The 19,538-nt window shown below is 40.3% G+C and carries 20 protein-coding genes; 15 read left to right on the forward strand and 5 right to left on the reverse strand.

The features are described 5' to 3' along the window. Window positions 1-111: 111 nt before the first annotated feature. A complete protein-coding gene (locus IE080_RS08340; RefSeq protein WP_189580590.1) occupies window positions 112-978 on the reverse strand; it encodes a hypothetical protein in 867 nt (288 codons plus the stop codon). A 155-nt stretch (window positions 979-1,133) separates the two neighbouring features. Here IE080_RS08340 and IE080_RS08345 point away from each other — a divergent pair, with 155 nt between their 5' ends. From IE080_RS08345 to IE080_RS08365, 6 genes are all read left to right on the forward strand, one after another. Next, window positions 1,134-1,742 carry a hypothetical protein gene (locus IE080_RS08345; protein ID WP_189580592.1) on the forward strand — a complete coding sequence of 203 codons (609 nt, stop codon included), beginning with the start codon at window positions 1,134-1,136 and terminating at the stop codon, window positions 1,740-1,742. A gap of 10 nt (window positions 1,743-1,752) precedes the next feature. Continuing rightward, entirely contained in the window at window positions 1,753-2,037 is a 285-nt protein-coding gene (locus IE080_RS08350; RefSeq protein ID WP_229800556.1) for a winged helix-turn-helix domain-containing protein, read from the forward strand. Between the two features lie 192 nt (window positions 2,038-2,229). Then, window positions 2,230-3,471, forward strand: coding sequence for a hypothetical protein (locus IE080_RS08355; protein WP_189580599.1), 1,242 nt, complete (start codon window positions 2,230-2,232; stop codon window positions 3,469-3,471). A 13-nt stretch (window positions 3,472-3,484) separates the two neighbouring features. Next, window positions 3,485-3,829, forward strand: coding sequence for a hypothetical protein (locus IE080_RS19445; protein ID WP_229800557.1), 345 nt, complete (start codon window positions 3,485-3,487; stop codon window positions 3,827-3,829). Continuing rightward, window positions 3,813-4,148, forward strand: coding sequence for a hypothetical protein (locus tag IE080_RS19450; RefSeq protein WP_229800558.1), 336 nt, complete (start codon window positions 3,813-3,815; stop codon window positions 4,146-4,148). Before IE080_RS19445 ends, IE080_RS19450 begins: the two co-directional genes overlap by 17 nt. Window positions 4,149-4,369: 221 nt before the next feature. Then, entirely contained in the window at window positions 4,370-6,589 is a 2,220-nt protein-coding gene (locus tag IE080_RS08365; protein ID WP_189580602.1) for a S41 family peptidase, read from the forward strand. 163 nt (window positions 6,590-6,752) lie between these two features. Here IE080_RS08365 and IE080_RS08370 read toward each other — a convergent pair whose 3' ends face one another. After that, a complete protein-coding gene (locus tag IE080_RS08370; protein ID WP_189580606.1) occupies window positions 6,753-7,010 on the reverse strand; it encodes a Txe/YoeB family addiction module toxin in 258 nt (85 codons plus the stop codon). Then, window positions 7,007-7,264, reverse strand: coding sequence for a type II toxin-antitoxin system Phd/YefM family antitoxin (locus IE080_RS08375; protein WP_189580609.1), 258 nt, complete (start codon window positions 7,262-7,264; stop codon window positions 7,007-7,009). Before IE080_RS08375 ends, IE080_RS08370 begins: the two co-directional genes overlap by 4 nt. Before the next feature lie 297 nt (window positions 7,265-7,561). On the opposite strand from IE080_RS08375, the gene IE080_RS08380 reads away from it, so the two are divergent. The 4 genes from IE080_RS08380 (at window position 7,562) to IE080_RS08395 (ending at window position 13,171) form a co-directional block, all read left to right on the forward strand. After that, a complete protein-coding gene (locus IE080_RS08380; RefSeq protein ID WP_189580612.1) occupies window positions 7,562-9,247 on the forward strand; it encodes a hypothetical protein in 1,686 nt (561 codons plus the stop codon). A 66-nt stretch (window positions 9,248-9,313) separates the two neighbouring features. Continuing rightward, window positions 9,314-11,146 carry an ABC transporter ATP-binding protein gene (locus tag IE080_RS08385; RefSeq protein WP_189580615.1) on the forward strand — a complete coding sequence of 611 codons (1,833 nt, stop codon included), beginning with the start codon at window positions 9,314-9,316 and terminating at the stop codon, window positions 11,144-11,146. Window positions 11,147-11,188: 42 nt separating this feature from the next. After that, window positions 11,189-11,554 carry a hypothetical protein gene (locus tag IE080_RS08390; protein WP_189580618.1) on the forward strand — a complete coding sequence of 122 codons (366 nt, stop codon included), beginning with the start codon at window positions 11,189-11,191 and terminating at the stop codon, window positions 11,552-11,554. Window positions 11,555-11,632: 78 nt separating this feature from the next. Next, window positions 11,633-13,171: a YifB family Mg chelatase-like AAA ATPase gene (locus tag IE080_RS08395; protein WP_189580620.1), complete on the forward strand. Its 1,539-nt coding sequence runs from the start codon at window positions 11,633-11,635 to the stop codon at window positions 13,169-13,171. A 190-nt stretch (window positions 13,172-13,361) separates the two neighbouring features. Here IE080_RS08395 and IE080_RS08400 read toward each other — a convergent pair whose 3' ends face one another. Further along, a complete protein-coding gene (locus IE080_RS08400; RefSeq protein ID WP_189580623.1) occupies window positions 13,362-14,462 on the reverse strand; it encodes a trans-sulfuration enzyme family protein in 1,101 nt (366 codons plus the stop codon). A 70-nt stretch (window positions 14,463-14,532) separates the two neighbouring features. Next, window positions 14,533-15,012, reverse strand: coding sequence for a DUF4293 domain-containing protein (locus IE080_RS08405; protein ID WP_189580626.1), 480 nt, complete (start codon window positions 15,010-15,012; stop codon window positions 14,533-14,535). 115 nt (window positions 15,013-15,127) lie between these two features. Between IE080_RS08405 and truA the strand changes: the two genes are divergently transcribed. The 5 genes from truA to IE080_RS08430 all read left to right on the forward strand — a co-directional run bounded on the left by truA (window position 15,128) and on the right by IE080_RS08430 (window position 19,452). Further along, window positions 15,128-15,874 (forward strand): tRNA pseudouridine(38-40) synthase TruA, encoded by a 747-nt coding sequence (truA, locus tag IE080_RS08410; protein WP_308428158.1) that lies wholly within the window; start codon window positions 15,128-15,130, stop codon window positions 15,872-15,874. Window positions 15,875-15,886: 12 nt separating this feature from the next. Then, a complete protein-coding gene (locus IE080_RS08415) occupies window positions 15,887-17,659 on the forward strand; it encodes an ABC transporter ATP-binding protein (protein ID WP_189580632.1) in 1,773 nt (590 codons plus the stop codon). Between the two features lie 59 nt (window positions 17,660-17,718). Beyond that, window positions 17,719-18,300, forward strand: a complete 582-nt coding sequence (locus tag IE080_RS08420; protein WP_189580635.1) for a hypothetical protein — start codon at window positions 17,719-17,721, stop codon at window positions 18,298-18,300. A 5-nt stretch (window positions 18,301-18,305) separates the two neighbouring features. After that, window positions 18,306-18,818 (forward strand): hypothetical protein, encoded by a 513-nt coding sequence (locus tag IE080_RS08425; protein WP_189580638.1) that lies wholly within the window; start codon window positions 18,306-18,308, stop codon window positions 18,816-18,818. Between the two features lie 97 nt (window positions 18,819-18,915). After that, on the forward strand, window positions 18,916-19,452 hold the full coding sequence (locus tag IE080_RS08430) for a hypothetical protein (protein ID WP_189580640.1): 537 nt from the start codon (window positions 18,916-18,918) through the stop codon (window positions 19,450-19,452). Window positions 19,453-19,538: the final 86 nt, after the last annotated feature.

Below are 19,538 nucleotides of genomic sequence, written 5' to 3' on the forward strand. Positions count from 1 at the left end.
TTGCTATTTTCCTTAATCACTCGTTAGAAATGAGGCACAAAGATATTGCTTTTTTGAAAGCATACCAAAAAAGAATCAAAATTATTTGACTTTCATTAATAAGCTCCACAATCAATCCGTAAAGTTGAATGAATTAAGCGCCACACGCGTGGTATTTCTAGCTTTTCTGTGAAAATTATTCGCTATTCGAAAACTCGTCACGTCAACCAAAAAGAGAGGTAATAAAAGTGAATTCTGAGCAGAAGATTGAAACTGAGGAACCACCACGAAAGATATGAATGCCAATGTTCCAATATTAGATATTGTATCAAAAGTTCTTGCTCTCTTAAAGTACTTATCACTCAGTTTCAAATCCAAATCCAAGGTAGGATTACTATTTCGGATGCTGGCAAATTGAGCATCTGATAGCGGAATTTTGCCATCAAAATACCTCATCTTTGGGCCTAAGAATCCCTGCTGCCCTCGCATAGATAAAAAGGGCTGTGTAGCATATGTCGAACGTAAATTAAAATTATACATATCTGTAGCCTCTTCAATTCTTTGAAATCCATTATTCCTCATAATATTTCCACCAATTGCAAGCCCTATCCCAGCTATAGAGCCAATAAAGTAGTTCCTAAAGGCAGTTTGATTCGCTCCCAAAGCACTGCTTAGCATCCCTATGGAACTAACAAAAATAACTACCGGTGCCGTGTAACTCAAGATACGCCCCCCCTGAAATGTATTCAACCCTTTTGCTAGCTGACCATCCTTCAAATCAGTTTGATTCATCAAGACTCTTACTTCGTTGGCAGACATTCGTTCCCCGTCAACTAAATAAAATAAACCTCCCCAATTATTTTCTTGAAGCACGATGGAAGATAGATCGAGGGATTTCGTATCAGAAAAATAACTTGTCTGCTGTCCCTCCACATCATGGTTGATGATAAAAAAAGCTGCCAAAAACAAACAAATTCTTTGAAATAGACCATTACCCATAATTTCGATAATTAAAACAAAGACCAAAGATTTAAAAAGCACACAACGAAAATAACGAACTTATTAAAATTAAGTTCTTTTAACACCAACTATTTTTCGAAAAAAATTAAATGCTCAAAAATTCTATTTTACTTTGCAATACAAAGTACTTTGAGATGAAAAATCCTAGCCAAGAATTATCAGAAATAAAGTCCATGATGGAGCGAAGCAAGCGTTTCCTATCCCTCAGCGGAATTGCCGGAATCCCCGTTGGACTTACTGCTCTAGCAGGAATTGCTGCTATCAATTTTACAATTCACCAATCATGGAATGTATGGCTTTTGCCTGAAACTCTCAACTTATCAACTACTCAGCTAATATGGCTAGGAATAATTACTGCACTGATGTTTGGAATGGCAGCAATCATTACTTGGATTTTGAGTCATAAAAAAGTTCCTACTCAAAAACTTACATCTCCTGCATCCAAGAAGTTTTTGGAGGCACTCGCTATTCCGATAGCCTGTGGAACTGTTACCTGCCTCCTCTTTGCCAAGAATGAATTGTATGCTTACATCCCTGGGCTAAGCTTGGTGATGTATGGCCTCGGGATGATTCAAGCTGCGCAGCATTCCTTCCAAGAACTCAAACGACTGGGACTGGCGCTGGCAGTTTTGGGACTAGTAGCTTTTCTTGCCCCTACCTATAGCTTGCTTCTTTGGGCTATGGGATTTGGAGGTCTGCATATCTTGTATGGTATCTGGATGCACCGGAAATATGACCGCTAAATCGGAAGTTATGTATGATAAAGCATTTGAAAACATTGTACGGCTACGCATCATGTCAGTGCTGATGGTAAATGAATCTTATGACTTCAATGCATTCAAGGAACTATTGGAGGTAACCGATGGAAATCTGGCCTCACACCTACGATACTTGGAAAAGCAAGCCTATATACGAGTTGAAAAGTCCTTCGTCGGGCGGAAACCTCAGACCAATTACAGCGCAAGCCCAGCTGGTGAAGAAGCTTTTCGTAAGCATTTGAACTATTTGGAGGTGCTCATCAATGAAAATAAAACCTAAATAACCTTAATTTTTCATCTAGGATATGATGTCATGCCCAAGAACCCCTACGCCGATTGCATCCAGCAATTCGAAATAGAAAACCTATCAGGAATTGAATTCTGCAAATGCATTCATGCCTCTGGAAATCCACTTTCTCAATGCCTTGATAATTATTCATTTACCAAAACGCACTAAATACCTTCCCCAACTATGAAAGACCAAATCCTCTCCAACATCGGCGAACCTGCCAACTTGGAAAAACTCTACCGCAGCAATCCAAGCGATTTCAAAGAATCATTCTTCCAACTTCAGGAAGAACTTACAGACAGTCCCATGGCAGCGTTCTGGCATGCCCGCCTCCAAACGGATACTGAATCCATTTCTTGGGGAACGTTATCCGAGCGATGGTTTCTCTTGGTAGGCGCAATTATCCTGGGGATTGGCATGAAACTCCCTTCTTGGTTTTCTATAAAGGAAGACATCTACTTTGGTAGAAATGGTGCTTTTTTGGCCATGGGTGCACTGATTGCATTCTTTGCTTGGAAAAACCGCTTAAAACAAAAAACAGTAATTTGGATTGGTGGTATCTTGGGTTTAACTATCCTCCACATCAATGTTTGGCCTTGGGACACAGAGACAGACACACTCACGTTGGCATCTTTACATCTTCCTTTATTATTCTGGGGATTACTAGGTTGGAGTTTTGTAGGAAATGAACCATGGAACCTTCGTAAGCGAATTGACTTTATTCGTTTCAATGGAGATATGGTCATTGTGTGCACCGTTTTAGCCTTGGCAGGATTAATCACCACGGGCATTACCTTGGGCCTATTTCAATTGATAGGACTTGAGATCACAGCATTTTTCACCAATAATATTATTCTCTTTTTACTTCCATCAATCCCTTTGTTAGCAGCATTGGTTCTCCTTCACAATCCAAGTTTGGTCAGCAAAGTTTCACCCATGGTAGCCAAAATATTCAGTCCATTGGTGCTTGGAATATTAGTAATTTACCTGATTTCCATGGTATTTTCTACCAAAAGCATCTACACAGACCGTGAATTTTTATTACTTTTCAACATCCTATTGATCGGAGTAATGGCATTAATCGTGTTTTCCATTGGAGAAAGTAGTAAAAATTCTTTAGGCAAACTCCAACTCTTCACCTTGTTTGCCCTGGCTTCGGTAACCCTGATCATCAACAGTCTGGCCCTACATGCCATTAGCCTTCGAATTCTTGAATTTGGTTGGACTCCTAATAGAATCGCCGTACTGGGCAGCAATCTCCTCATGTTGACACACTTGCTATTGGTCAATGGAAGTCTGTTTATTGCCTTTTGGGACAGTAACAAAGCTCCAAATGTAGGTTGGACCTTGGTAAGATTTCTCCCATACTACCTTTTTTGGATAGCTTTTGTAATCTTTGGCTTGCCTCTTTTCTTTGGGTTTTGATTAATTTACCAACATGAAAGTCATTCTACGCCTACTTCTTTTTGTATTGACCACCTCCACATACGCTCAGGTCATCCCATCAGAAAACTACACTGATTTTTTACCTCATGGCTATGTCCTGCTAAAGGAAATCAAAGGAGATCTGAACAAAGATGGACTAGAGGATCGAGTATGGATCATCCAAGGTTCCGATGAAGAACTCTTTATCGAAGATGAGTACTGCGGCACACTCAACCGAAATCTAAGAGGTATCCTAATTCTATTCCAGAAAGAGCAAACCTATGAAGTAGTTTTAGAGAACAATGCATGCTTTCCTTCTGAGAGCGAAGATGGGGGAGTATATGTTTGTTGCCCCTGATTTATATTTGACCATTGAAAAAGGGAATTTGTATATCAATTTTAGCCATGGAAGGTATGGATCACAGAAGTTTACTTTTAGATACCAGAACAGGGACTTTGAGCTGATCGGCTATGATCAGAGTGACAACTTTGGACCTGTGGTAGCCAAAGAAATTAGCATCAATTTTATGACAAAAAAGAAACTGGAAAGAGAGAACACCTTTGAAAATGAAGAGGAGGAGGTCTTTAAGGAAACTTGGAAAAACATCAAAGTTGATAGATTGATCAAGTTATCTGAAATTAAGGATTTTAGGCAACTGAATGTAACGGACCTTTAGAAAAAGTTAACCCCAATTATTTTTAATTACAATTCATTTCATCACCTAACATGCTTTTTATTGCAATTCTCCAAGTCTTCTTTTAAACTATCTATCAAGCTGTTAAGAAAGGTTAAATTAAGATTTTGGTTTGTAACTAATCAAAAATGTTGCAATCTTTCTCAAGCTTTCCGGACTCTTACCGAACGGTCTTATTTTCATTAAAATCTACTTTACTTCTCATGAAGACTACAGTATTCCTAGTTTTTTTACTTTCCTTGACTGCTTTTGTTAGCTGTCAAAAAGACAATAGAAGATCAGATTTTAACCTTGGCTTCGAAAAAATTGAAAATGGAATTCCGGTGGGTTGGAGTACTTTTGGGAGTAGTGATTATTCAGTTGGGATTGATTCTTTGATTCATCAAGAAGGAAAGTTTTCTTCATTTATAGAATTCAATGGGGATAGTCCCGACTTCAAAGCATTGGAATTCAAACTTCCCGAAAATTATTCAGGAGAAAAAATTACCCTTACAGGCTTTATCAAAACTGAGAATGTAACTGAAGGATTTGCTGGTCTTTGGATGCGAATTGATCCGGGGATTGCATTCGAAAATATGAATTCTCGTGGGTTAAAAGGAACTAATGACTGGGGAAAATATGAAATCACGCTTGATTTGAACCCTACAAAAACAAAGCAAATTGTTTTTGGTGGTCTATTAGCCGGAAAAGGAAAAATGTGGATTGATCAATTGACACTTTCAATAGACGGAAAAAATGTTGAAGAACTACTTCCGATAGCAAAAAAAGAATATCTAGCCCCTTTGGATAAAGCCTTTGATGAGGGTTCATCTGTAGTGATTTCAGAACTCAACTCAACAACTACTGCCAACCTTGAATTGCTAGGAAAAATTTGGGGATTTTTGAAATATCATCATCCTAAAATTGCTGATGGCGCGGTTAATTGGGATTACGAGTTATTCAGATTTTTACCAAACTATCTTCCTGAAAGCAATCTCGAAAAAAGAGACAAACTACTAGTGAAATGGATAGATTCTTTAGGAAAGATCCGCAAATGCAACAAATGCTTACCCACCAAAAAAGATTCACACATTAAACCTGATCTAAACTGGATAGAAAGCCAAAGTAAATTGCTCCAAGATAAACTCTATCATATTTACAATAATAGGTCTCAAGATAATCATTTCTACATAGAAATGGCCATGGGGGTTGGAAACCCAGTGTTTACCAATGAAAATTCGTATTCCAACATGCTTTATCCAGATGATGGGTTTAGATTATTGGCTTTGTTTAGGTACTGGAATATGATAAACTATTTTTTTCCTTATAAACATCTCATTGACAACAGATGGGACTCTATTTTGAAAAAATACTTACCAGTCTTTATTGAGTCCAAAAATGATTTGGATTACCAACTTGCAGTCCTTCAACTAACCACTGAGATTCAAGACTCACATGCTTCACTCACCGGCGCTCACAAAATTGATGAATGGAAAGGAAAATATTATCCACCATTTCAAGTAAGATTTATTGAAGATAAACTAACCATCACTGACTTTTACAATCCACAGATAAAATCAGCAATGACATCAAAGTTTGAGGTAGGGGATGTCCTCACAAAGATCAACGGCAAAACTATTGAATCGATAATTGAAGAAAGGTTAGGCTTTTATCCTGAATCAAATCTCACTAGAAAATTACTGAAGCTTTCTTCGGACATCTTGCGTTCGAATTCACAAATAATTGAAATTGAGTACATCAATAAAAACAGCTTAACAAAAATAGAGAAGCTACAACTCTTCACTTTGAGTGACTTAAAAATCCCAGAATGGGCAAGAAGTAAAACACCAGAATCGCATAAGTGGCTGGATAAAAGCATTGGATACCTTAACCTTCAAACACTGAAAAACGACGATATTCCCCATATCATGGAAACATTTGAGAAAAGTAAGGGGATAATTATTGATATTCGAAATTATCCAGCAGATTTTGTCCCCTTTACTTTAGCAGGCTTTTTTGTTTCCTCTCCTACTGAGTTTGTCAAATTTACCAATGGAACTATCGACAATCCGGGCGAATTTGTTTTCACCGAGCCATTACTACTTCAGCCTATGGAAAAAACTTATCCAGGAAAAGTGATTGTCTTAATAAATGAGGAATCAATAAGCTTATCAGAATATACCGCTATGGCATTACGGGCAGGCCAACATACTACTATCATTGGCAGTCCTACTGCTGGTGCGGATGGGAACATCTCTCAAATACCACTACCCGGCGGACTATTTACCCTAATCTCAGGAATTGGAGTTTATTACCCTGACGGTGCAGAGACCCAACGCGTAGGCATCATTCCCGATATAGAAGTAAAGCCTTCTCTCAAGGGAGTACGAGAAGGCAGAGATGAGATATTAGAAAAAGCAATTGACGTGATCTACAGAGAATAAATAACCGTCTATACTAAAACAAGTTCAACGTTTCTTACTCCTAACCCTCTTAACTGTATTGTTTATTTCAGCAAAGACTTCGGTAAATTGGAAGGTGTGAGTTATTAGAAAAAAAATTCTTACAACTTACTCTTTGTTGTAAGATCTTGGTAAAGTATTTTTTTTAGTCATAATGAAACATGCATTTAGCAATCAAAATCTCTCCTTCTCGATATTGATAAATAAGTCTATGTTCACTATCAATCCGTCTTGACCAAAATCCGGCATATTTATGTTTCAAAGGCTCAGGTTTTCCAAGCCCATCAAAAGGATTTCTAGCAATATCTTTTAAAAGTTCATTGATCTTCTTGAGCTTATTTTTGTCGGTTTTTTGCCAGTACAAATAATCTTCCCAAGACTCATCGACAAAAATATACTTCATTTAACTTCAATTAAGTCATTGCTGAAAGTTTCTCCTTTTTTCAATTTTTCAATCGCAGAATCTAACCTTAATTCATTCTTTCGAGATGATAATTCGTGATTAGTAGCCATAAGAGAATTGTACTCTTCCAGTGACATGACTACAATCCCAGAATCTTTACCTCGATTGATAATTAAAGTTTCAAAATTCTTTGCAACTCTATCTAAGTAAACCTTCATATCCTTTCGGAAATCTGAGACAGTCGTTATTTGCATGATTATGTGTTTTATTTAGTACAAATTTATGTACATAATTTGATTGTAACAACCTTTTTCTTTACCATTTCAATCTTGTAAACCATTCATTACGGAAAAATAAGCGGTCTCGGAAAGATGTGCTCGAACATTGCTAGTGCTCTCATAAGCTTGGCCTGACCCAAGATTCTAATAAACATGTCTGTTCCAATAATCATTTAAATCCGGATGTTCTAAGCTAGAGATTTTTTCCAAACGATCAGAATTCAACAATTCCCCATTCTTTTCTTAGCTTTACAAGCAGAGAGCGTTGCATTCATGAAAAAAATAGTATTGCTTGGTTGGGCATTAGCCCTTTTCACGCAAATCCAAGTCTTTGGCCAAGGGGCTTACATTCCCTTTAACAGAGATTACTACCATCTGGTAGAGCGTTATGAACTATTGGAAGGGCACAATAACCCTACCTTTCATACAGGATTTAAGCCTTATCGTAGAGACCATATTGGTATTTACCTGGACTCGCTTAGCCAATCTCCAAGCATCCAAAGTGCCGCCGACCGATTCAATCTTGCATACCTTGCTAACGACAACTGGGAATTTGTTGAGCAGGAGACAGCAGACTCCCAAACTCCCCTACTCAAACACTTTTACCAAAAGCCCTCTGATTTTTATCATTACCGGGATGATGTTTTTGATATCCATGTGAATCCTGTTATCCACTTAGCGGCAGGCAGAGAACCTGGATTTGATAACTTCCGCTTACGTAACAGTCGAGGATTGGAATTCAGAGGAAGCATAGACCGAAAAATCGCTTTCTATGCACACATGACCACCAATCAGGTAATCTTTCCTTCGTGGGTCAAAGATTACATAGAACATAGCGGGGCTGTCCCAGGAGAAGGTTTCTGGAAGCGCTACAATCAGGAAGGCTATGGCTTCTTTTCGGCCATGGGCCATATCAGTTTCGATGTCAGCAAACATATTCAGGCGCAAATCGGACATGACCGAAACTTTGTAGGAGAAGGGTTTCGTTCCATGATCCTATCAGACTTTTCCAATCCTTATATGTTTGTGAAACTGAATACCAACATTTGGAAACTACATCTGACCAATGTATGGGGACAGATGACGGCGGATGTCACTTACGACTTTGCAGGTAGACCTACGGACGACCGCTACCCACAAAAATGGTTTGCCATGCACCGCCTAGGTGCCAATATCGGGAAGCGATTGAATATTGGAATTTTTGAGTCCGTGATGATGAACCAATTCAGTGTCAATTACCTCAATCCCATTATCTTCTATCGCTGGGTTGAGCATCAACTGGGTTCGCCTGATAAAATCATGCTGGGTACAGACGCCAAATGGAATTTTGCTAAAGGCATGCAGCTTTATGGGCAATTTGCCTTGGATGAATTTGTATTCGGAGAGTTTTTTGGCATTGATGGACGACAGTCTTCACGAAATAAATACGGCTTACAGGCAGGCTATAAGTATATCAATGCCTTTAAAGTCAATAATCTAGACCTGCAACTGGAATACAACCAAGCACGTCCATACACCTATCAGGAAAAATTTGATTTCCAGTCCTTCACCAACTATCGCACTCCTTTGACCCATCCCTTGGGAGCTAATTTTAGGGAAGCCATTGGTATCCTCCGCTATCAACCCATTCCAAGACTACAAACTAACCTGACCGGGATGTATCAGTTTTTTGGAGATGACCCAAGTTCGGATGTGAATTTTGGCCGAGACCTCCTTAAAAACAGACTCAACACCAATACCGGAATAGGTCTTTTCGGACACCGCATCGGTCAGGGAATAGAAAATCAGGTTGTCATGGCCCAGTTTACGGCTTCCTACATGTGGAAGCAAAATATCTTCTTGGATTTCAGCCATACCTACCGCAGGCAGACAGCACAGAATTTGGATGCCCCCTTGGTATCGAATTTAACCAATCTCGCCCTACGTATCAATATGGTCCGGAAAGACTATTTGTTCTAGAGCTCAAGCGGGATTCTAAGATGCCCAAAAATGTGTAACTTGCGGGCTTAACTCCCAACGATTGGCATGAATACCTATCTCAGGATCCTATCCTACGCAAAGCCTTACAGAAGATATTTCCCTATTTACATAGTCTATACCCTGCTCGCCATCATTTTTGGCTTGCTGAATTTCACCTTGCTCAAACCACTCTTTGATGTGATTTTTGAACAAGTGGAGCCGGCATCCATGGAGCGGTTTTTGGACAAACCTAGTTTTAGTTTATCCCTAGACTACTTTATCCACCTATTCAACTACCATTTTTTACAAACTGCCGAAACTTCTGGCAAGTTTGGAACCTTGGTGTACGTCTGTATCATCATTGTGATATCGGTTTTCTTATCTAATCTTTTCACCTATTTGTCAGGAGTAGTCTTGGCCGAAGTGAGGGCGGAGGTCATCAAAAAAATGCGGATGGGCATTTTCACCCAAGTTACGCAGATGCATATTGGCTTTTTCTCCAACGAACGTAAGGGAGATTTGATGTCTAAAATCACCAATGACATTCAAGAGGTAGAGAATATGATTGTGCAGTCATTGAAAGTGGTATTCAAAGAGCCTGCTACCATCATTCTTTACTTCTCTGTACTTTTTATGATGTCGGTCAAACTGACCATCTTTACCATCTTAGTCATCCCGATCTCGGGAGCCATCATTGGTGGTATTACCAAGCGACTGCGCAAAAAAGCCATCGAAAGTCAAGAGTCCCTCGGTAGGATTGTCAATATTCTCGATGAGACCATCGGTGGCATGCGGGTCATCAAAGCCTTTGGTGCCCAGAAATATATTCAAGGAAAATTTGATAAGGAAACTAGTTTCTATTCTGATGTCAATGTTTCCATGGCTAAGAAAAACGAATTGGCCTCCCCTATTTCCCAATTTTTGGGAGTATCCGTGGTAGCCGGGATATTGGTGTATGGGGGTAGTTTGGTACTATCCAATACTTCTGAACTGAATGCTTCCGATTTTATCACCTACATCATTATCTTTACCCAGGTACTGAATCCTGCCAAGGAAATCTCCAAAGCTGCGTCTAGCATACAGCGGGGATTAGCTTCGGCAGAGCGAATTTTTGTGGTGGTGGAAACTCCGAGTCAAATCCAAAATACCGATCAACCGAAATTGATAAGCGAATTCAAAGAGGCTATCCAATTCCAACAAGTGAGTTTCCGCTATGAAAAAGAGGAGGTACTTTCCGACATCAGCTTTACCTTAAGCAAAGGAAAAACCATTGCCTTGGTAGGTCCTTCGGGAGGGGGTAAATCTACGATTGCGGATTTGGTTCCTCGCTTTTACGACCCGAGCAAGGGCAGCATTACCTTGGATGGCGTTCCCTTGCAAGCCATAGAAATCAGGCATTTGAGAAAATTGATGGGAATAGTTACCCAAGAATCCATTCTATTCAATGACAGCGTTTTCAACAATATCGCCTTCGGATTGGAAGGGATATCTCAAGAAAAAGTAATCGAAGCCGCTAAAATTGCCAATGCGCACGAGTTTATTGTACAGCTGGAAAATGGCTATGAAACCAATATCGGTGAACGGGGCAGCAAACTCTCCGGCGGTCAGCGTCAGCGCCTAAGCATTGCACGGGCTGTTTTGAAAAACCCTCCTATTCTTATCTTGGATGAGGCTACCTCTGCTTTGGACTCCAACTCAGAGAAATTGGTACAGGATGCATTGACCAAACTCATGGCTAATCGCACGACATTGGTCATCGCACATCGCTTGAGTACCATACAGCATGCGGACGAAATCCTCGTGATCCAAAAGGGAAAAATCGTCCAACGAGGCACCCATGATTCCCTATCCCAAACAGAGGGACTGTACCAGCAACTTTCGAATATCCAATCTGTTTAGTATATTCAAGACTTTAAACACCCATCAAACGAACCCAAATAGATGAAACAACTAAATAAAATCATGCACCTTTTGACTGCGCTGTTGTTGGCCGTCAGTTTGGTTTTCTTTCTGAGCTTCAATTCAGTGAAGGGCATCTTAGGAATAGATGAACTCAGCAGTGGACTCGTAGTTAATTTTCTACTTTTCATCAGTATTTTATTCTTAACCGCTTGGGGTACCTCTCATCTGAATCAAAAAAGCATAGAAAGTGAGCTGTCCAAAAAAGAAAGTGAGAAAAATGAACTGAAAGCCAAGCTTTATGATTTGGAGCAAGGTGTCAAATTGAAAAATATCGAGCGTAAACTCGAGGAAAAAGAAGGAGAAAGAGAAAGTAAGGCAATTCGACCAAGACAAAATTTCAAATAAACTATAAAAATAAATCGCATTTGATTAATTTTAGGGGAATCCAATGGGATTCCTTTTTTATTCACTAACACTGAAACTATGGTCGCAAAAACTTTTGGAAGTGCTGTATCAGGTGTAGATGCCAAACTCATCACCATCGAAGTGAATGTTGGGCAGGGAACAGGTTTTTTTATGGTTGGTCTTCCTGACAGTGCTGTCAAGGAAAGTCAGCAGCGGGTAGAGTCCGCCCTGAAATATTTCGGGTACCGCATGCCCCGACAAAAGATGGTAGTCAATTTGGCACCAGCGGATATCCGAAAAGAAGGCTCCTCCTATGATTTACCCATCGCTCTTGGAATACTGAAAGCCTCGGAACAAGTGGTTTTCCCTGAATTAGAACAATATGTAATCATGGGGGAATTATCATTGGATGGCTTTTTAAGGCCTGTCAAGGGTGTGCTGCCTATTGCTATTGAAGCGAGAAAACGAGGATTTAAAGGCTTTATCCTCCCAGAAGAAAATGCTTCTGAAGCATCTATTGTCAATAACCTGGACATCATCGGCGTACAAACCTTGCGGGAAGCCATAGATTTCCTCGAAGGAAACCTGACCATTGAACCGGTAGTGACCGACACACGTGATATTTTCTACAATTCTTTGGAGAAATATGAATTTGACTTTGCGGATGTACAAGGCCAGGAAAACATCAAGCGTGCCATGGAAATTGCCGCAGCAGGCGGACACAATGTCATCATGATTGGACCTCCGGGTGCTGGTAAAACCATGTTGGCCAAACGATTGCCTTCCATCCTTCCTCCACTATCTTTGCAGGAAGCATTGGAAACCACCAAGATTCACTCCGTAGCAGGAAAGTTAGGAAAGCACGCTTCTCTAATTGCCCAGAGGCCCTTTAGAAGTCCCCATCATACGATCAGTGACGTGGCGCTCGTAGGCGGGGGTGGCAATCCTCAACCAGGTGAAATATCTCTATCCCATAACGGCGTTCTGTTTTTGGACGAATTGCCTGAATTCAAGCGCACGGTATTGGAAGTGATGCGCCAACCCTTGGAAGAGCGGAAGGTAACCATTTCACGGGCCAAAGTTTCCGTAGATTACCCCGCCAACTTCATGTTAATCGCCAGCATGAATCCCTGTCCCTGCGGCTATTATAACCACCCTGAGAAAGAGTGTGTCTGCGGGCCAGGAATCGTGCAACGATACCTGAACAAAGTCAGCGGACCATTACTAGACCGGATAGATTTACATGTAGAAGTCACCCCAGTCAAATTTGATGAAATGACCTCGACACGGAAAACGGAACCTAGCAATATGATCCGGGAGCGGGTGATTAAAGGTAGAGAAATCCAGCAAATCAGATTCCAGGATAATCCAGAAATTTTCTGCAACGCCATGATGCCTTCACACTTGGTCAAAGAGGTTTGTCAAATCAATGAATCCGGGAAAGTTTTGTTAAAAACAGCTATGGAGCGTCTTGGTTTATCGGCCCGAGCCTATGACCGGATTTTAAAAGTATCCAGAACAATTGCTGACTTGGCAGGCTCAAAAGATATCAAAGTAGAACATTTAGCGGAAGCCATTCAATATAGAAGTTTGGACAGAGAAGGATGGGCAGGGTGAAAAGCTTTTGAACTGCTTTTAAGATACTTCAAAGATTTATACAAGTGAAAAAAGTTATTTAAAATTTTTAATAATTAAATTTTCTTTATTAATTCGTATAATTGTGCAAACGCCAGAAGTTGCTTGAATTCACCCAAATTCAACAATCAACCCGATTAAGCAGTCAAAAGGCCCATTAAGGGCCTTTTTTTTATTGAAATGCCTGATTCATATCTAGTAATAAATCTTCCAGAGACTCTAATCCAACGGATACACGAATCAGATTCGGTGGTGTAAGGCTATCAGGACCTTCAGATGCAGCTCTACGTTCGATCAAAGATTCCACCCCACCGAGACTTGTTGCATTCGTAAAATAATGCAATTTAGACACGAAATTATCAGCTACTGCCGCATCGCCCTTAATAAGGAAGGAAAGCATCCCTCCAAAATCCTTCATTTGCTGAGCTGCCACTTGATGACCAAGGTGACTCCTTAAACCTGGATAGTAAACTTTCTCAACCATTGGATGGGTATCTAAATAAGCCGCAACCCCTTTCCCATTGGCAGCATGGGCTTTCATCCGATAGGGCAAGGTTTTGATACTTCTGCATAAAAAATAGCAATCAAAAGGAGAGGGGACAGCACCTCCCGTATGTTGGATCATCTTCACTCGCCCCCAAAATGCATCTTTTTGTTTCGTTACCAATGCCCCTCCCAAAATATCCGAATGACCTCCCAAATATTTGGTCGTAGAATGCATCACTATATCGGCTCCAAGTTTCAAAGGATTTTGAAAAATTGGCGTAGCGAAGGTATTATCACAAACGACTTTGCATGCGTGACTTTTGGCTACTTTAACAATCGCTTCAATCGGAGCAATTTTGAGCAGAGGGTTGGAAGGTGTTTCTATCCAAACCAAGGCAGTTTCAGGAAGGAAAGCCGCCGCAACTGCATCGACATTTCCCATATCTACAAAACTTACCGACAATACTCCTTTAAAAATAGAAACCAGTTGATTTCTCAACCCGTGATACATATCATCTGGCGCAATTACATGAGACCCGGGCTCCAAAGCTTGAAAGACCGCCATGCCAGCAGCATTTCCTGAAGAAAAAGCGGCCGCATCTTCCCCATATTCCAACTGGGTCAGCACTTGCTCCAAGGCCATACGGTTGGGATTATTTGCTCTTGAATAAATCAACGATTCTTCTTGATGCTGAAAAGTAGTGGATAGGGTGATTGGCATGACCGCTGGCTGTTGGCTATCAGTGACGATATTCCCTGCATGGATAGCGATGGTTTCGATGTTCATGGTTTCAATATTTTTTTTAAAAATAAAAAAAGCCAGCGGTTAAACTGGCTTCTGATGAAAAACTTTCGAATTAACGGATTCTATCGACAGATCGAACCAACATCTCATCTTTTCGGATAAAGCGATTGGCCAATAGATTCATAATCATTCCACCTATAATTGCCCAAAAACCTAAAACAAAGGCTCCATTGGCCTGTGGATTGAATTCTGCATTGAATGAGTAAGTCTTGTAGACCACCAAGCCCAACATCACTGCCATCAACAGGGAGTTGACCATGTTAATTAACATTTGTTTGCCACGGTTTTTGAATTGGAGCAAGCTAAAAATTGCCATTCCAGCCACAAGCAATGCCAATAAACCTATATAAAACACACTGGTAGAAGTCAACACTTCTTCTGTCTCTATAACGCTGACAGATAAGCTCCAAGCGTCCATGGATGCCAACTCTGTCTGCCCCAGATTAACTTGTTGCCATATGGGGAAAGCAACTACCAAAACCATGGCAACAGCCACTAAAAACAGGAATACTGTCTGAATTCTTTGTATCATGATGCTTGTAAAATTTTGACAAAGTAAAAAGGTAAATAGCTCAATCGCAAGGAAAGCCAATCTCTTACTGCAAAATTGCAAGGGAATAGTATCTTTGCAGGCAGTTATGGGGGAAATGAATCGATACTTTATTGAATTGGCTTACGATGGCAAAAATTACCATGGATGGCAGATTCAAAATAATGCGTACACAGTGCAGGAGGCTTTGGAAAAAGGACTTAGCACACTTTTAAAATCACCCATTGGTATTATGGGAAGTGGTAGGACAGACACTGGGGTTCATGCGACGCAACAATTTGCGCATTTTGATAGTCCGATCGTTTTAGAGAAAAGCGAATTCCTAAAAAAAATCAACGGAATTCTACCACCGGAAATTGCGGTCTACGACCTACGGGCTGTCAAACCGGATGCCCATGCCCGTTTTGATGCCAACTCCCGAAGCTACATTTACAAAATCACTTTAAGCAAAAGCCCGTTTTTCAAAGACTCTCACTGGCTATTTTACAAGGGCTTAGACATTGAAAAGTTGAATGAAGCCGCTGCTATCCTAATGGAGTACACTGATTTTGAATCCTTCAGCAAGGTACATACGGATGTCAATACATTTTTATGTCAACTATTTGAGGCCAAGTGGGAACAAAATGGACAAGAATTGTTATTTAACATATCAGCGAACAGGTTTTTGAGAGGAATGGTACGTGCGATTGTGGGAACCTTGGTAGAAGTCGGCACTGGCAAGCTCAGTACGCAGGATTTCAGAAGAATTATTGAAAGTAAAAATAGAAAAGAAGCGAAGGCAGCCGCACCGGCACAAGGTTTATACCTTTGTAGGGTGAGTTACCCGGAAAGTATCTTCATTTAGACAAGTAACGTTTTGAGCCTCGAAAAAGAGAATGTCAAAAGCGGTGAGATTATAGACACCGAAGTATTAAAGAAACTCTATCGCTTCGTACAGCCGTACAAAGTGCAATTTTATTTATTGGTTTTTTTGACCATTGCACTTGCGGTTTTAGCACCTACCAGACCTTACTTCATTCAGGTTGCCATTGACGACTATGTAGCCATAGGAGACGGAGAGGGCTTAGTTCGAATCATTTACCTTTTGGTGTTTTTACTGGTCTTGCAGGCCATTGTCCAATTTGTCCATACCTACCTTTCCGGCTGGATTGGACAGGTTATTATCAAAGATATCCGGATCAAATTGTACAGGCATTTATTGAAAATGCGTCTGAAGTTTTTTGACAACACCCCAATCGGACGATTGGTAACCAGAAATATTTCTGATATTGAAACACTAGCCGATGTATTTTCAGAAGGACTGGCAGCAATCATTGGAGATTTACTTCAGTTGATTACCATCCTTGCGGTGATGTTTTACATCGATTGGCGATTGACCTTGGTTTCTTTATGTACACTACCCTTACTGATTATATCCACCTACATTTTCAAGGAGAAAATCAAGGTGGCATTCAATGACGTACGAAATGCTGTTTCAAACCTCAATTCATTTTTGCAGGAGCATATCACGGGGATGAACATTGTGCAGATTTTCAACCGTGAGCAGCGGGAATATGAAAAATTCAAAGATATCAACCGCGAGCACCGAAAAGCGCATATCAAATCTGTTTTGTACTATTCCATTTATTTTCCCGTAGCAGAAATCATACAGGCAATCGGCATTGGATTGGTCGTATGGTATGGTGCTACAGGAGTGTTTGACGCAGATATCAAAGTTGGGGTACTAATTTCATTTATCATGTACTTACAGCTGTTTTTCAGACCAATCCGAATGATCGCTGACCGCTACAATACCCTTCAATTGGGTGTGGTGAGTTCTTCCCGAATCTTCAAATTATTGGAAAGCAAAGAGCAAATTCCGAATGAGGGCACACATACGCCTGTAAAAATCAAGGGAAATATTCAGTTAGAGGATGTTTGGTTTGCCTACAATGACGAAGAATGGGTATTGAAAAACATCAATTTCGATGTCAAACATGGTGAGACAGTGGCTTTGGTAGGTGCCACAGGTGCGGGAAAATCAAGTATCATCAACTTGATTAGCCGATTCTACGAAATCAATAAAGGCAGCATCAAAATTGATAATACAGACATCCGTGAGTTTGAATTAGACACACTCCGGAAACACATTGGGGTGGTATTACAGGATGTATTTTTATTTTCCGACACGATTTATTACAACATCACCCTCGGAAATCCCAAAATCTCCCGGGAAGATGTGATGAAAGCGGCCGAACTCGTGGGTGCAAAAAAATTCATTGAGCGATTGCCGGGTGGATTGGATTACAATGTCATGGAACGAGGAGCTACGCTATCTGTGGGACAACGACAGTTAATTTCATTTGTAAGGGCAATGGTCTATAATCCTGAGATTATTATTTTGGATGAAGCTACTTCATCCGTGGACACCGAAACCGAGGAAATGATCCAAAAAGCGATTGACAAGATGATGAAAGGAAGAACTTCCATCGTAATTGCCCATCGATTGTCGACTATCCAAAAAGCACACAAGATTATCGTCTTGCATCAGGGAGAAATCAAGGAAGTAGGCACGCATGAGCAACTACTTCAGCAGGGAGGATACTACGCCCAATTGCATCAGATGCAATTAAAATCCATGGCAATTTAAAAACGTGCATTAATTTTGTGCGTTAAAATCAGCAGATTTAAACTAAACCAATATACTCTATGAAAAAGATTCTTTTGTTGGCCTTTTTACTATTACCCTTTTTAGGCTTTGCACAAGAAGATGGGATCGGATTGCGATTAGGTGAGCCTTTGACCATTACTTATAAAAAATTCTTGGATGATCAGTTTGCATTAGAAGCGATGATCGGAAGAGGTAGCCCTAATTCCTCTAATTATTACAGAAGGGCTTTTGACAGAAGACCTGCTACCCCAAACGCCTTTTATGCTTCTCATGCCGCCAACAGTGGTTTTTCGTTGAGCTTACGGGGAATGCTTCATGAAGACATTACTGATGACCTGAATATCGGAGAAGGCTACTTGCTTGCATATGCAGGTGCAGGCGCACAATTGCGATCCATTGGTGTAAGTTATGCCTACACAGATCCAAGTATCTCATCAGCGGTGTTCAGAGACGATCGAACCAATATTGACTTTGGTGCGGAAGCATTTGGTGGAGCAGAGTACTATTTCAATGATTTACCTATCAGTGTATTTGCAGAAATCGGCCTTTTCATGGAAGTATTGGATAGATTTGGACATTTACGACTGCAAGGAGGGATTGGTATCCGATACTTATTCTAATTTCGATGAAAAAAAAGTTACTCATATTTGCCGTGTTATTTCTGATAAGTGTTGGCTTTATCGGGTTCTACCAATTGGGGGGATTCAATCCTGTCAACTTAGAAATACAAACACTTGATCTGACACTTTCGGGGGTGTATTACAGGGGAACGCCCCAAGACCGTAAACTAGCCAAGGCTTTTAAAGACATCCAAGAAGTACAAGAAGCAAGCCCAGAGACAAGGCTCCATACCATTTATTTAATCGAGCCAGCAGGAAAATTGGATACGATGGAGGTTTACATAGGCTTGAATACAGAACTACCTGCATTCTTTGGGGATTGGGATAGGCTTAATTTTGAAGAAAAATCATTTATCGTCGCTACGATTCAGGCAAATCGCTTCGTGATGCCCGGACCTGAGCGAGTGAAAAAGAAAATCCGCTCTTTTGCCGAGGAAAATGGATTGGAATTGGATGGAATTTTTATTGATAAAATTATTAGTCCTGACCATGTGGAGGTTATGGCTCCTATCAAATAACATAGAAAATTTGGTATAGATTTGGAGTGGTAAAATTTTAAGCAACCAATACTTGCCAATAGTCGTTTTCATTCATTAACTACCAAAAGCTATCCATATGAGAAAATTACTCGCTATTCTGTTTGTCCTAGGTGGATTTGCAGGAATTCAATCATGTTCAGGTCCCATGGGACCTCCCGGACTTCCAGGGCCTCAAGGTGCTCAAGGTCAACCAGGTATTAATATACTCGCAGAGGTATTCGAAGTGGAAAATGTAAATTTCACATCGGCCAATGAGTTTAGAGAGGTTTTTGAGTTTACTAGAGCAATAGAACCATCAGATAAAATAGCTTCATTCATATTATGGCAAATTGATAATGGAGTAGATATCTGGAGACCTTTGCCGCAAACAGTCTTTCTACCAAGTGGGATTATGCTCTATAATTTTGACTTTACCAGGTTTGATTTTAGCTTTTTTTTAGAAGCTAATTTCCCTTTAAATCAGGCACCTACGGATTTTACAAGAAACCAAATATTCCGAATTGTAGTCATCCCAGCCGATTTCACCAATGCACGATTAGATTTTTCAGATTACAATGCGTTAATGGAGTTCATTGGTAAAACTGAAGAAGATGTCGTAAAATTGAACAAATAATTTTAAAGATATACAGTTAAAAGAAAAGTCCTGGCAAACCCAGGACTTTTCTTTTCCCGTATATGCCAAATACTATATTACTGAAC

Origin of the sequence: Mongoliitalea lutea, assembly GCF_014652135.1 — a bacterium.
GTDB lineage: Bacteria > Bacteroidota > Bacteroidia > Cytophagales > Cyclobacteriaceae > Mongoliitalea > Mongoliitalea lutea.